The sequence below is a fragment of the Shinella sp. GW821-FHT11G07 genome, from assembly GCF_058808115.1.
In genome coordinates, this window is sequence record NZ_JBXARJ010000022.1 from 20,430 (window position 1) to 34,962 (window position 14,533).

A 14,533-nucleotide genomic window follows, 5' to 3' on the forward strand; every position below is an offset into this window, starting at 1 on the left:
CCACGAAGTCCGAATCCCGAACGTCTTTGCCCCGATCCCGAACGGCCGCTTGATTGTGCCGAAGGTGGTGTGCATGCGAAGACCCAGCGGAAAGATGAGGAAATCCGTCATGAATAAAAAACGTCGCGCCCTGCGTACTGCCACCCTTCTCGCCACGGCGGGTTTCGTCTTCCTCGATGCCGCCAGGATATATGCGCAGGATCGGCCAGCCGATACGTCCGGCGAGGCTACGGTGCTCGAGCAGATCGTCGTGACGGCGCGGCGGCGCGAGGAGAAGATCCAGAATGCGCCCGTCGCGGTCACCGCCATTGCCGGAGACGAACTCGGCAAGGGCCGGACGGACACGATGGAAGATGCCGCCTTCAAGACGCCCAATGTGCTGTTCAACGGCCAGGGCGGGCCGGTCAGCATCCGCGGCGTCACCTCGCTCGGCATTGCCGGTGGCGTCGATCGGCAGCCGGCTGTCGGCATGTTCCTTGACGACGTCTATATCGCCCGCCCGATGGGCTATCCCTTCATCCTGGAAGACCTCGAGCGCGTCGAGGTCGTGCGCGGCTCGCAAGCCACTCTCTACGGCAAGAACACAATCGGTGGTGCAATCAACCTGATCTCGCGCGAGCCGGGCGACACCACGGGCGGCGAAGTCTCCGCAACGGTCGGTACCGACCTCGACACGCGCTTCAAGGCCGCGTTCGAAATGCCGATCGAGGGAACGGACTGGGCCGTGCGCACGTCCGCAGCCTGGAGCGGCAATCGCGGCTATATCGAAAATCTCGTCAGTGGCGACGACGTCAGCGACACCGACCTGCTGACCGGCCGGGTCGTTGCGACGGGCGAGGTCGGCGACGGCACGCAGGTGAAGATCATCGGCGACTTCACGCGCGACCGCGGCGACGGCGGCCTCTGGTATGCACCGCTGCCGCTTGCCTTCGATCACGAGGCGACGCACGATTTCGAACCGGAAAACAGCGTCGACAGCGGCGGGCTTTCCGTCCGCATCGACCACGATTTCGAGACCGTGCGATTGACCTCCGTCACCGCTTTTCGCGGCCACGAGATGTCGAGCTATCTCGACGGCGACTTCACCGCGACGCCCTACATCGGCCAGGCGCAGGAAGAAACCCAGCGCCAGTTCAGCCAGGAATTCCGCCTCTCCTCGCTCGACAACGACGTCTTCCGCTGGAGCGGCGGCCTCTTCTACATGCACGAGCGTTTCGAGGGCACGCAGTATTTCGATCTTGTCTCCTTCCCGCGCAGTGTCTGGAGCCGCGACGGCTTCGAACAATCGGCGGACACCTTTTCGGTGTTCGGCGAGGCGGGCTACTTCGTGACACCGGAGTGGGAGGTGTCGGCAGGCGGGCGCTACACCTATGACCGCAAGTCGACGACCAGTGAAATCTCCTCGCCGAGCGGCAGCTTTATGTTCGGCACGCCCGGCCGCGCGGAGGGAGACGCCTCCTTCTCCAACTTCTCGCCGGAAGCCGCCCTCACCTATCACCTGTCAGAAGGCAATATCGTCTATGGCAAGATAAGCCGAGGCTATAAATCCGGCGGCATCAGCCCCTACATCGAGGCGGACGGATCAGCCAACCGCTACGATCCCGAAACCACCACGTCCTACGAACTCGGCACCAAGGCGACTTCCGACGACGGACGGTTCACGATGGCGGCCTCGCTCTTCTACATCGACTGGAAGGACCAGCAGGCGGTCATCTATACGACGCCGTTCACGCGCGTCTATCGCAACGCGGCTGCCGCCACGTCGAAGGGTTTTGAAATCGAGGCGACGGCACAACTGACCGAAGAAATCGGGCTTCGCGCCGGCTACGGCTATACCCATGCGAAATACGACGACTTCGTCGATACGATCATGGGCGCGGTCTATACCGGCAACGACCTGCCCTTCGCACCGCGCCACAGCGTCACCGCCGGCGTGAATTTCACACGCGAGCTGGAAGCCGGCGCGGTGCTGAAGGCCGGACTCGACTACACCTTCCGCAGCTCCTACGCCTTCACCTCCGACAACAAGTACCGGCAGGCGCCGACGCACCTGGTCGATGCCCATATCGGCGTCGAGAAGGATGGATGGAGTGCCAGCCTGTGGGCCAAGAACCTTACGGACGAGCGCTACCTGAAGAACTATTTCAGCTATAGCGGCACCGACATGGGCGTCGCTGCAGCCGGCCGCACGATTGGCCTTACCGTGGCAAAGGTGTGGTGATGAGCGGGATCGACAACACCATGCCGCTGGCCGCCACCGGCGATGCTCCCGCCGAAACCGGCAGCAGCCGCTTCTTCCTGCTGATCGGCGCGCTCTATTTCACGCAGGGCCTGCCGATGGGTCTTTCCATGGAAGCCGTGCCGGTGCTGATGCGCCAGGGCGGCGTCTCGCTCGATGTCATCGCGCTGGTGCCGCTTGCCGGCCTGCCCTGGATCCTGAAATTTTTCTGGGCACCCTTGGTCGACAATCGCTGGCACGCCAGCCTCGGGCGGCGCAAGAGCTGGATCGTGCCGATGCAGGTGATCCTTACCGCCTGCCTCATCCTGCTTGCCTTCCTTCCCCTGGAGGGCGCCGGGCTCTGGATGGCCGTGACCGCGCTTGCTGTTGGCGCGATTGCGAGCGCAACGCAAGACACGGCGACGGACGGTCTTGCCGCCGAGCAGCTTGCAGGACGCGGGCTCGCCTATGCCAACGCGCTTCAGGTCGGCGGCATGATGGCCGGCTTCATGGTGGGCGGCGGCGGCGTGTTGATGGTCGCCGATACGCTGGGACAACAGGGCGTTTTCCTGCTGCTTGCACTGTTCCCCCTTCTCACCGTGGCAATCGCGCTCTCCTGGCGCGAACCGGCACGATCTGGCGCCGCAAAGGACGGCGGCCGGGCGCGGCTTGCCGATACGTTCAAGCGCCCCGGCGTGTTCCTCCTGCTGGCGCTCGCCTTCATCTATGGTGGCGCCCATGCGGGCGGGCTCAGCGTCAGCAGGATTTTCCTAGTCGACAATGGATGGTCCAGCCAGGATACCGGGCTTGTCGCCACGCTCAGCGGTTTCGTGATGCTCGCCATCGGGTGCCCGCTCGGCAGCGCGCTGGCCGCCCGCAATCGCTGGGTTGCCATGGGGACCGGTATGATGCTCGCCGCCACCTCCTTTGCCGCCTGGGGGCTCATCGCCGGTGGCATACTGCCGGCTGGCTGGCTCTCCGTCTTGCTGGCGATCGGCCTTCTCTCGGTAGCGAGCGGCTGTATTGCTGTCTCCGCCGCGACGATCATCATGGCCTTTGGCGGCGCGGGCAAACAGGCGGGCACCGACGTCACCGTGCTGCAGAGCGCCAACGTGCTTGGTGAAATGGTGATTGCCGGGCTGGTTGTCTGGCTGGCCGGGCGCACGGGCTATGCCGTCACCTTCGGCGGCGCAGCGGTGGCCCTCGTCTTCGCCGTTCTCTTCGTCTCACGCGCCGCACGCGCCATTCCCGTCACCCGATAGACCGAGGGTATCTCCATGTTTTCGCTTTCCTCTGCCATGGTCGACCGCATCGCGCGGCGGCCGGGTGGCCTTCTCGGCTACCTGCTTTACCGCTTCCCCTTCGGCCACAAGGCTGGTTTTAACCTGGCACTCCGACACCTGCCCCCAGAGACGTCCGACCTCGTGCTCGAAGTCGGCTGCGGGGGTGGCGTCTTCCTGCGCCGGCTGCTGGCCGGCGGCTGTCGCGCAATCGCCATCGACCATAGCGCAGACATGGTCGCCAATACCGGCCGATTGAATGCTCAAGCGCTTCGCGAGGGCCGGCTCACGTTGCACGAGGCGGACGCCGCCGCTCTTCCCGTTGCGGATAGCACGGTCGACAAGGTCTATTGCCTCAACGCGTTCTTCTTCTTCCCCGAACCGCTCGAAAGCCTGAAGGAAATGGCCCGAGCGCTGAAACCCGGCGGCCGGCTGGCGCTCATCACCGCACCACCTGCCTTTCGCGAACAGATCGCCCGCTTATCCCCGAGCATGGCGAAGAATATGCGCTTCGACGCGCCAGAAACCATGATCGAATGGGCGCAGGCCGCAGGCCTGACGCCGGTCGAGACCAGCGAAGTCGCCAGCGCCGGCTTTCTCTTCATCGCCAGCAAGGACCTGGAACCATGAGTGACGAAACCATCGTCGAATACCCCGGCTTCCGCGGCCGCATCACGGGAAAACTCGGCGACATGATGCTCATCGACGCCGAAGTCGAGGCCGATATCCCGGCGCACGCCGCCGCAGCGGAAGAGTTTGCCATCGTCGTCTCCGGCCGTTTCGAAGTGACGATGAATGGTACGACGACACCCTGCGGCCCCGGCGACCACCTTGTCGTCGACGCCGGCGTGGAGCATGCCATCCGCGTCATCGAACCCGGCCGGCTGGTGCTCATCGGCCGGATGTAATTACCTCAGTCGGAGCCAAAGGCAGGCGCCTGTTGCGACGGACATTCTTCAAGTGGGTGGCTACGCCGGTTGTAACTGGCCGATTGCAGCGGATCGCGTCGGCCCGGACATCCTGCTTGCCTATCGTTGGACACAAGCAAGGCGTAAGCTGGCCGAGATCATCCGCACTGGCTCAGCGCCAATTGCGGAAGAGCGAGTGAAGCGGATCGGCGAGCGCTATCGCATCGACGGCGAGATACGCGATCTCTCCGCCGACGCTCGGGTTGCAGCAAGGCAAGAACGATCAGCAGCGTTGATCGCGGGCATGGGGACCTGGGCTCGCCATCATCGTGCTCGTTTCGCTGGCAAGTCACCGCTTGGCGAAGCGCTCGCCTGTATCGCCAAATATTGGGGCGACTCTGCATCTTCCTGGCCGATGGCCGCATTGAGAGGTCCATCCGATACTGAAGGATGGCTATACGCTGGGCTCCGCGCCGATCAGCATTTGACCGAGATTGCCCCAACTTTCCCTACGTGGGAAAGCAGCGACCTCTAGAGCAAGAATGCGAGATTGAAATTGTCCTGCATTTAGCCCAAATAAAAGCATGACAAACTGGCACCCTGATGTCGGCCTGTTGCGACGGCCGGTTTACGTCTCGCTCGCAGATCAATTTTCAGCAGCGATCAAAATCGGCCGCCTCCAGGCAGGCGAGAAGCTGCCCGCGCACCGGGACCTGGCGTATGATCTGAAGGTCTCGATCCAGACGGTCAGCAAGGCCTATGATATCCTCGCGCGGCGCGGCCTTGTGTCTGGAGAGGTCGGGCGGGGCACCTATGTCAGAACGTCCGGCTCGGCCTTTCAAACGCCGTACATTGCGGAACGCCCGGCGAATGTGATCGATCTTTCCATCGTCACACCCATCTGCGCCACCATGCAACTCGACTTGATGAAGGAGGCTCTGCACCGACTAGGCGACACCATAGCGCCCACATCCGTTCTGTCCTTTCGGCCAAACACCATTTTCCCCCGGCACAATGAAGCGGCAGCCGCCTGGCTCTGTTCGCTGGGGGTGCCGGCTTCGGCGCAGAATGTGCTCCCGACGAATGGCGCATCGTCCGCCTTCACAGTCGCAATGATGTCCGCAGTCGGGCCTGGTTCGATTCTTGCGGCGGAGGAAGTCTGTTACCACGTCATTCGGCCGCTCGCGGACTATCTGGGAATACGGGTCCACGCGATACCGGCGGATTCGGATGGCATGCTGCCTGAGGCGCTGGAGGAAGCGTGTAGCCACGAGGCGATACGCGCCATCACACTCCAACCCAACATCGCCAATCCCACGGCCATACTCATGTCCGAAACTCGACGGCGTGCCTTGGCCGAAGTCGCGCGCAGACATGACATGGCGATTGTCGAAGTCGATGTGTTCGGCCCCCTCATAAGCGATCGGTTGAGCCCCATTATGGCCCTTGCCCCGGAACGCACGATTTACGTGACCGGCTTCTCCAAAGCTACCATGCCGGGGTTGCGGGTCGGCTACATTGCCGCACCGGATCAGTTCGCCGCCACCATCGCGAACCGCCAACTGCTGGCCAACTGGATGGCGACGCCGATAATAGTTGAACTCGCCACCGCCTGGCTGAATGACGGAACCGTGGATACACTGATCGACTGGCAACGCGACAAGCTTCGCGCCCGAAACCGGATCGTCACACAATGTCTGGAACGCCTCCCCTATCGTACACATCCCGAGTCACTCCACGTGTGGCTCCCTCTTGCCCCCGGCCACAACGAGGTTGCGTTCATATCGCAAGCGAGAGCGCGCGGTATCGCAGTTGCTCCCAGTACGCCGTTCTGCCTCGATGGATCTCCGGTCGGCGCCGTTCGCGTGTCAGTGGGCGCGACGGAAGAATTTGAACTGCGCGCAGGGCTCGATGTCCTCGCTTCGCTGCTGCGCGCCGCGCCGGACCGAAACGTGCTCTCACTCTAGTAAATTGACACGTATCTTTTTCGCAGATTGACATGCTTTTCTCGGCACGGCTCAATGCCGATTGAAACCTGCGGAGCACGCATGATCGTCGAAATTCAGCCAAGGCCGACACTTGATGAGCGCCCCAGTCGGAGGCGTATCGGCCTGATCGCGCTTGCGACCGACCATACGGTGGAAGGCGATTTCCGGCGCCTGGTGGCAAACGACGACATTGCCGTGCACGTGGCACGAATCCCCTACGTCAATCCAACCACGCCGGAAAACCTGCGCGCGATGCATCCGCTTCTCGCTACTGCCTCGTCGCTCATCCTTCCAGATGAGAATGTCGATGCCATCGTGTACGGGTGCACGTCCGCTTCCGTTGTCATTGGCGAGGATGAGGTTATCGCCGCAGTGCAAGCCGGCAAGCCAGAAACGCCGGTGATTACCCCCGCCGGCTCGGCTGTTCGGGCTCTCCTTGCTTTTCAGGCGCGCCGCATCAATATTCTGACACCCTATGTCCGGGGCACGGCAGAGCCCATGCACGCTTTCTTCTCTGAGCAGGGCTTTTCTGTCGATCGCCTCATGTGTCTTGGCATGGAAGATGACCGAGCAATGGCGCGCTTGCCGCACGAGGAGATCGTCAGGCTGGCTATTGCTACCATTACGCCAGGCGCGGAAGCGCTTTTCATTGCCTGTACGGCGCTTAGGGCCGCGCAATGTGTTCCCGAAATCGAACGGCTGTCCGGCCTGCCGGTAGTCACCAGCAACTTGGCAGCCGCATGGGCTAGCCTGCGCCAATGCGGCATCGCCGCTGACCCGACCGCTGCCCATCGACTGCTTACCCTTCCCTTCCCGCCCGAATAGTCAGCCCATCGAACAGGATGCGTTCTTCATGATCGAACTTCCCTTCGCGCTTTCCGAATACAAGGCCAGGCTTCACGCCATCCGCACGGAAATGGCACGCCGCAACCTCGACCTCCTGATTGTCAACGACGTTGCCAATCAGCATTACATCACCGGTTATGATGGCTGGTCCTTCTATACGCCGCAGGTTGTGCTCGTGCCGATCACCGACGAAGAACCCGTGTGGATCGGCCGCGCCATGGACGCGGCCGGTGGCCTGCTGACCGCATGGATGAAACCGGACAACGTCGTCGGCTTTCCGGAAGATCATGTGCAGCGCGCCGATCGCCATCCGATGGACTGGATTGCAGCGTGGATTGCCCGGAAGGGTTGGGGGCAAGGCAATATCGGCATCGAACTCGAAGCCTACTACTACTCGCCCAAGGCGCATGCCCGCCTCACCGCCGGCCTGCCCAACGCAACGATCCACGACGCGGACCTCCTGGTGAACTGGATCCGCAGCGTGAAATCAGCCGCCGAGATCGATTACCTGCGCAAGGCATCACGCCTTGCCGAAGCGGCCGTGACCGCGGCCTATGACGTCATTGCGCCCGGCGTGCGCGAATGTGATGCCATCGCCAGAATTCAGGCCGCGCAGATTGCGGGCTCGCCAGACTTCGCCGGCGACATTACCGCGCTTCCCCCGACCATTCTTGCCGGCGAAAACGCATCCGCCCCCCACGTCATGTGGAGCGACCGACGCTTTGGAGAAAACGAGACGGTGGCACTTGAACTGGCCGGCGTGGTGCGCCGCTATACAGCCGGCCTCGCCAGAACGATGCAACTCGGCAAGATGCCCACCAAGGTGAGCGATACGGGCAAGGCTGTGCTCGAAGGCATGGAGGCCGTGCTTGCAACCATCAAGGCGGGCGTGACGGCGGAGGAGGTCGAGGCCAGCTGGCGACAGGTCATCCAGCGCTATGGCCTGAAGAAGGAGTCGCGCATCGGCTACTCCATCGGCGTTGCCTATCCGCCGGACTGGGGCGAACACACGATCAGCCTGCGCCCGGGGGACAAGAGCATCCTGAAGCCCGGCAACGTGCTGCACTCCATCCTCGGCATGTGGATGGACGGCTGGGGCATCGAGGTCAGCGAGACCTTCCTGGTGACAGAGCAGGGATACGAAACCCTCACCAACTTCCCGCGGGAAATCCATGTCAAAGCCTGAAGACATGTCTGGCATGGAGCCAACCCTAGAACGCCGGATGATCGAGATCCGGCGTCACCTCCACCGCAACCCGGAACTCTCGAACGAGGAACGCGCGACACAGGCCTATCTGAGGCAGGTGCTCGAGGAAGCAGGGCTTGAGAATATTCGACCCGTCGCCGGCTTCGGCCTCGCGGTCGATATCGTCGGTGCGGCCGGACTGTCGAACCGCAAGGTCGTGATCCGGGCCGATATCGATGCCTTGCCGATCAACGAGACATCGGGCGTGCCGTTTACATCGGAGCGACCGGGCGTGATGCATGCCTGTGGCCACGATGCGCACGCGGCCATGGGCTACGCCGCTGCGGTTCTCCTCGATCGGCAGAAACAATCCTTCAGCGGCACCGTAAGGCTGATCTTCCAGCCCGCCGAGGAAGCCGAACCCCTCGGCGGTCGCCGCGTCATCGAGGAAGGCCTTCTCGACGATGTGGACGCAGCGATCGGTATTCATGTCGATCCCTACACGCCGGCGGGCCGGATCGCTGTCGGTGCAGGCCCCTATACCCTGGCCTGCGACATTTTCGATGTCGTTGTATCAGGTAGCTCCGCCCACGCCGCAAAGCCGTCGGATGGTGTGGACGCGATCGCCGTTGCCTGCTCGATGGTCTCGGAGTTGCAGAAGATCGTATCGCGGGAAATCGATCCCTATGATCCCCTCGTGATATCGGTCACCAGCATCTCGGGCGGAGGCGCCTACAATGTCATCGCGCCGGAAGTCCGTCTGAAGGGCACGATCCGCAGCGGCCATGAGGAAACAAGGCAGAAGGCCTGGCGCCGGCTGCGGCAGGTCCTCGAAGGTGTCGCGACGACCCATGGCGCTGGCGTTGAGGTCAACCTTCAGCGTGGAGAACCGCCGGTCATCAATGCCCCGGAGATGGTGGATATCATCCAGCGCGCAGGTGCTGACGTCGTTGGACGCGACAATGTATTGAACGCGCCAGGCTGGACCGCGGCCGACGATTTTGCATTCTACAGCGAAAAGTGCCCTTCGGTTTACTTCCGCCTCGGCATCCGCAACGACGCAATCGAGGCCATCTATCCTCTCCACCACCCGCAATTCCGTGTCGACGAGACTGCTCTCCCAAAAGGAGCCAACGTGCTTGCCGTCGCGGCAATGACCTTTCTGTCCAACGTGTAAAACATCGGGAGAATGGCTTTGCGTCACCAATTATTCTATCTGATCATAATTGGTTTCCTAGCTGTCCTACCGGTCTCCCTCTTCGGCCGATCAACGAACTACAGGAGAGGCAGCAGGTGTTTGCGAAATTTGGGTGCATTGACAAAGCCAAACCGCTCGCGATCCAACGGGCGAACTTGGTGGGATTGGGGGAGTGCCAACCAAACTGATGGCGGATGACAGGAAACATTCCCTGGCCGTGTGGAAGGCGGCACTAGCGACTACCGGTGAACCCGCCAAGCGAAGACCCAACCGCCGCGAATGCTCGATTTAGTCGTTGCATCACGCGTTCCGGTACGCCATCTACCGCACCAACACTTTCCTTCCATGGAATAAGACATATGGATCGATGGCAGGCGATGAAGGTCTTCGTGAAGGTCGGGGAAGCGGGCAGCTTCGCCGGCGCGGGGCGTCAACTCAACATGAGCCCTCCCGCCGTCACCAGAATTGTCTCCTCGCTTGAGGAGGCCATCGGCGCACGCCTTCTCACCCGAACGACGCGCTCGGTGAAGCTTACAGATGCTGGAAGTCGATATTTTGCAGACTGTCAAAGACTTCTGTCCGAACTCAATGAGGCGGAAGCCTCCGCTGCCGCAACGTTCAGCAAACCAACGGGAACACTCAGTGTCACAGCGCCTTCGATGTTCGGCGCTCTCTATGTCATGCCGCTGTTGACCGAGTTCCTCGACCTTCATCCCGATGTCATAGGGCGCGCATTGTTCGCAGACAGGATCGTCAATCTTGTGGAAGAGGAGGTTGATGTCGCCATCCGCATCGGGCACCTGCCCGACTCCGGTTTCGCGGCCACAAGGGTCGGCGAAGTCAGACGGGTCGTTTGCGCATCTCCAGCTTACTTCGAAAGAAACGGCAAACCGACGACACCTTCGGATCTCATAGACCATCGCATCGTTGCGCCAACAAGCGCATGGTCGTCGCTTGAGTGGAGGTTTGGGGCCGAAGAAATCACCAGCGTGCGGATCACGCCCCGCCTTTTCTGCAGCAGCAATGAAGGCGCCGTCCTGGCAGCGGTTCAGGGTTGGGGGTTGACGCGCGTTTTATCCTACCAGATCGCCGCCAGGCTGGATGCGGGTGAGTTGCAAACCGTCCTCAATGACTACGAGGAGCAGCCTTTGCCGATCCACGTCGTTCATCCGGACGGTCGCCACGCATCGGCCAAGGTCCGGAGCTTCGTCGACTTCGCAGTGACCAGACTGCGTGCAAGCAAACACATCAACTAAATCTCGCTCATCGGCCCTAGAGAGCAAGTTGAAGTTCCGTCTCGCTGCCTTCCTGTGCTGGATAGGCGCTGCAAATCAACGCATGACCATCAGCAACGGACGCCGCCGGCGCCGCCTCGTAGGCGATCGCTCCTTGGAGTACTTTCGTCATGCAGGTTCCACATGACCCGCTCCTGCAGCCGAATTCTGGTGTCAGACCACCGGCTTCGGCCAGTTCCAGCAAAGTACCGCTGCCTGGCGTCCAACGGCTTTTTTTGCCAGATTGGCTGAAAGCGACGGTTACCGGCCGCGTCGCAGGTTTTTTGTTCTCAACACCAGACGTGTCGTTATCCCGCGTCCGACGAATTGAGGCCGGCCCGAAGCTCTCTGCGTGTATTCTGCCGTCGCCAATGTTGAGTGAACGCAGGCCCGAATAGGTGTCCTGCATGAACGCGGATGGCCCGCAGAGATAATAGTCATAGTCGTCCAGGGGCAACGTTCGTTTGAGCAGCTCGACGTCGATATGCCCCACCGCGTCGAAATGCGTTCGAGACTCGGCGCCTTCCGTATCGCTCAGCAGGCGGCAGATCCGAATATTCCCGCCTGATGCGACCGCCAGCTCGTCAAGCTCATCACCGAATGCCTGTTCCGCCTTTGAGCGCGCCGCATAAAAGAGCCAGGTTTTGCGGACACGCTGTCTACGCTGTCCCTCATACACAATGTTGCGAAGCATCGAGATCATTGGCGTGATGCCGACCCCGGCAGCGAGCAATACGACTGGTCGCGACGCTACCGGATCGATCATGAAAGATCCCGAAGGTGCACGCGCCTCGATCACCGACCCCTCGGACAGGCTGTGAAGGAACCGCGATACCTTTCCATCTCGCTTCACGCTGATGCGGTACATACCATCGGAAGGAGCGGCCGAAATCGTGTAGGTGCGAATTGCCGGCCCATCGCCGTCAGGCAGCATCACCCGGATCGGCAAATGCTGTCCTGCCCTATGGAAGATCACGCCAGCTTCATCAGCCGGTTTCAAGTAGAGCGAGCGGATCGTTGCACTCTCGTCGATCGCGTGCTCGATCCGGAAGGGACGCCATTGCTTAGCAAGCTCCTTCGCGCGGGTACGCTCATCGGCCTGATTCCAGTCACCGGTCATCTCCGCATAGGGGCTTTTGCCATCTTCGCGCGCCGTCCAACGGATAGCGAGTACGCCCCTGCGCCGGATAAGCTTTTCCGCCTTGAACGTCCAAAACCGCTCCGCCCCCTGAAAGGTTTCGACATCTGTGGAATCTAGGATGACTTCAGCGCGCCCGGTCATCTGCAGCATGTCGCCAGTTAAAAAATCGACGAAGGTCAGTCCCGCGCGCCCATTCAAATGGATGTTGCCTAGAGTGTTGAAGAAGGTGTTTCCGTTGAAATCCGGGATGGTCAACGTGCCATCCTCGCCGATCCGGACAAAGCCGGGCTTCCCGCCGCGGCTTGATCCATCGGTCTGCCGCGCGCCGCCTTCCTCCGCGTAGGAGGCGACGAAGAAGGCATCGGCGTGCCTGATCATGTGCCTCGCATCTTCGTCCATCTCCGAGAGGTTCTCGACGTCTCCGGCAAACGGAAGGCTGGGGTCTCTGACGAAATAGAAGTCGCGAAGCTGGATGTAGCGGGGGCAGTTGCCGTAGCTGTGCACGACTTTCAGATCGAAGCCTAAAGCACTTGCACCCGCGATATTGCCATTGAGCCGGTTACGTCGCCGTGTGTGTAGTTCAATGCCCAGGACCCCAATGGCATCACCTTCGTTGAAGCCCTTATCCGCCGGATCAGATGGATCGCGGCGGAACGCAGCGTGGAGGGTGTGGTCGTCTGGAGTACTCACGAAACCTGGTTGACCGGTGATGATGGTGGCCCATGGATCACCTGCCGGATCGACGGCGCCGACGACGAAAAACGGAAGCTGCGGATAGAAGAGGCGGTGCTGCTCGATCAGGTGATCGCGGACGAAACGACGGCCGAGATCGGCGGCCGCGTTTTCGACGCCCGCGCTTTTTTGAAGCGCGCGTTCACCGCTATGCCACGGCAATGGCCCGATGTTGCTCACATGACTATCCATCGCCGCGGCCTTTCTCCTATCGGACGTGGGTGTTTTAAGCGGCGAGGCCGACTGGTGTCGTCGCGAAGGGCACGAACCCCGGAAGTTTTTCGATACGTGCAAGCCAGGCCCCCACCTTCGGATAGGCCGACAGGTCGACATTGCCTTCGGGAGCGCGGGCGATATAGCTGTAGAGAGCGATGTCGGCTATGGTGACATGGCTTGCAGCCAGCCAATCACGGTGAGAAAGCTCGCCCTCGACCACCTTGAGCAGGTTATGCGCACGCCCGATGACTTCTTCCGTGTCGAACTTTGCACCGAAGACCGTGACGAGGCGGGCAGCGGCCGGGCCATAGGCGATCTGGCCGGCGGCGATCGATAGCCAGCGCTCGATCCTGGCAGCACCGATCGGATCGTCCGGCAACCAGTCCGTCTTTCCGTACTTCTTCGCGAGATAAACGAGAATGGCGTTCGAATCCTGAACGACCGTCTCACCATCAACGAGGACAGGTATCTGGCCGAGGCTGTTGAGCTTTAGAAAAGCCGGCTGCTTATGCTCGCCCTTGGCGAGATCGACCTCGATCAGTTCAAAAGTTTCGCCGATCAAGGACAGGAACAGGTGCGCGCGATGCGCGTGACCGGACAGCGGGTGATGATAGAGCTTCATTTGCATCTCCGTTGGAACAACCTCCTTGCGAGGCGGCTTCGTTCGGAATTTGCATGAGTGTCAGGCTCTAATGAACACTGTTTCGGCGGAAGGGACTATTGTGTGGAATGACCGAAATCTCCCGGCCACGCGTCAAATGCACGCCTTCGACCGTCTCCACCCTAAGTCTATTCGCGATGATCTCAGTGCTCCAGCGGTAGTGACTGAAGTGAACATCGTTGTAGCCTGTCAGCGCGTCTGCATCCTCGATATCGCCGCCTCTTAGAATCCGGTATCGGCACGATCCCCGAGTGCAGATATTCTTGAAAGGACTCATCCGCTCGATCGGCTAGTGCGAGTCGATTTAGATGGCTGGCAAAGAGTTTAGTAACTCCTCCGCCATGGAGGACGTGCAGAATACGAACTTTCGTCTCGGTAACGGCATATGCCGCGACATAGGGCGTGCCGTTGATCCCAAGTTTGCGCGTACCAGCAATTCTGCCAATGCGCCCACTCGCGGGAGAATCGATCAGGCGACAAGTCGCGGCCCTGATCCGCTCGTCGATCAAGACGGCGGCTGAAGGATTACCTGCCTCAATATATGTGAAGATGCGTCGCCATCCGATAACGCAAACCAAGTCAGCTTCACGATTTGGGTGCACCCGCTTTAGGCCGCGCTTGCCGCTCGACGTTCCGCGAAGTGGGCCGCGACTTCATCATCCGAGACGTCCGTTCGAGTATCGTTCAGAGCTTCGAGCACCTTAGTGCGGAACCAAGCGTCATGCGCTTCGCTGCCCGAAAGGAGTTCAAGTGGCAGTGCACCCTCGTTAGCCGCCCGGGTTAACGGGCTAGCAGATACGTACCGCGTCAGATACTGTAAGACCCATGCCCTCAAGCACAGGAGAGGCACGAAATTGTGCCGCCGGCTAGCGTCCTGACAAAGCC

Annotated in this window: 12 protein-coding genes and 2 pseudogenes; 10 read left to right on the top strand and 4 right to left on the bottom strand. The window is 61.1% G+C overall.

Features of this window, described 5'->3' with window-relative positions; all coding sequences use genetic code 11:
* The first annotated feature begins 109 nt into the window (after positions 1–109).
* The 10 genes and pseudogenes from AC1RT2_RS29465 to AC1RT2_RS29510 all read left to right on the top strand — a co-directional run bounded on the left by AC1RT2_RS29465 (position 110) and on the right by AC1RT2_RS29510 (position 10,880).
* Positions 110–2,221 carry a TonB-dependent receptor gene (locus AC1RT2_RS29465; protein ID WP_493107688.1) on the top strand — a complete coding sequence of 704 codons (2,112 nt, stop codon included), beginning with the start codon at positions 110–112 and terminating at the stop codon, positions 2,219–2,221.
* Positions 2,221–3,480 carry an MFS transporter gene (locus AC1RT2_RS29470; RefSeq protein ID WP_493107690.1) on the top strand — a complete coding sequence of 420 codons (1,260 nt, stop codon included), beginning with the start codon at positions 2,221–2,223 and terminating at the stop codon, positions 3,478–3,480. Before AC1RT2_RS29465 ends, AC1RT2_RS29470 begins: the two co-directional genes overlap by 1 nt.
* Positions 3,481–3,495: 15 nt before the next feature.
* Positions 3,496–4,128 (top strand): class I SAM-dependent methyltransferase, encoded by a 633-nt coding sequence (locus tag AC1RT2_RS29475; RefSeq protein WP_493107692.1) that lies wholly within the window; start codon positions 3,496–3,498, stop codon positions 4,126–4,128.
* Complete coding sequence (locus AC1RT2_RS29480) at positions 4,125–4,406, top strand: cupin domain-containing protein (RefSeq protein WP_493107694.1); 282 nt, start codon at positions 4,125–4,127, stop codon at positions 4,404–4,406. Before AC1RT2_RS29475 ends, AC1RT2_RS29480 begins: the two co-directional genes overlap by 4 nt.
* 37 nt (positions 4,407–4,443) lie before the next feature.
* Positions 4,444–4,835, top strand: a pseudogene (locus AC1RT2_RS29485) (IS66 family transposase); the annotation flags it as partial.
* Positions 4,836–4,990: 155 nt separating this feature from the next.
* Positions 4,991–6,373: a MocR-like ectoine utilization transcription factor EhuR gene (gene ehuR, locus AC1RT2_RS29490; RefSeq protein WP_493107696.1), complete on the top strand. Its 1,383-nt coding sequence runs from the start codon at positions 4,991–4,993 to the stop codon at positions 6,371–6,373.
* 81 nt (positions 6,374–6,454) lie between these two features.
* On the top strand, positions 6,455–7,219 hold the full coding sequence (eutA, locus tag AC1RT2_RS29495) for an ectoine utilization protein EutA (RefSeq protein ID WP_493107698.1): 765 nt from the start codon (positions 6,455–6,457) through the stop codon (positions 7,217–7,219).
* Positions 7,220–7,247: 28 nt separating this feature from the next.
* The gene (locus tag AC1RT2_RS29500; RefSeq protein ID WP_493107699.1) at positions 7,248–8,426 is read left to right on the top strand and encodes a M24 family metallopeptidase; all 1,179 of its coding nucleotides are present in this window, start codon (positions 7,248–7,250) and stop codon (positions 8,424–8,426) included.
* A complete protein-coding gene (locus AC1RT2_RS29505) occupies positions 8,413–9,603 on the top strand; it encodes a M20 metallopeptidase family protein (protein WP_493107701.1) in 1,191 nt (396 codons plus the stop codon). Before AC1RT2_RS29500 ends, AC1RT2_RS29505 begins: the two co-directional genes overlap by 14 nt.
* A gap of 380 nt (positions 9,604–9,983) precedes the next feature.
* Positions 9,984–10,880, top strand: coding sequence for a LysR family transcriptional regulator (locus tag AC1RT2_RS29510; protein WP_493107703.1), 897 nt, complete (start codon positions 9,984–9,986; stop codon positions 10,878–10,880).
* 16 nt (positions 10,881–10,896) lie between these two features.
* Here AC1RT2_RS29510 and AC1RT2_RS29515 read toward each other — a convergent pair whose 3' ends face one another.
* The 4 genes and pseudogenes from AC1RT2_RS29515 to AC1RT2_RS29530 all read right to left on the bottom strand — a co-directional run.
* Positions 10,897–12,951, bottom strand: a complete 2,055-nt coding sequence (locus tag AC1RT2_RS29515) for a pyridoxamine 5'-phosphate oxidase family protein (RefSeq protein ID WP_493107705.1) — start codon at positions 12,949–12,951, stop codon at positions 10,897–10,899.
* 46 nt (positions 12,952–12,997) lie between these two features.
* Complete coding sequence (locus AC1RT2_RS29520) at positions 12,998–13,609, bottom strand: glutathione S-transferase family protein (protein ID WP_493107706.1); 612 nt, start codon at positions 13,607–13,609, stop codon at positions 12,998–13,000.
* A 182-nt stretch (positions 13,610–13,791) separates the two neighbouring features.
* A complete protein-coding gene (locus AC1RT2_RS29525; RefSeq protein ID WP_493107812.1) occupies positions 13,792–14,250 on the bottom strand; it encodes a type II toxin-antitoxin system RelE/ParE family toxin in 459 nt (152 codons plus the stop codon).
* Positions 14,234–14,499: pseudogene (locus AC1RT2_RS29530) on the bottom strand (type II toxin-antitoxin system RelB/DinJ family antitoxin); the annotation flags it as partial. The pseudogene AC1RT2_RS29530 and the gene AC1RT2_RS29525, both read right to left, overlap by 17 nt.
* Positions 14,500–14,533 lie beyond the last annotated feature (34 nt).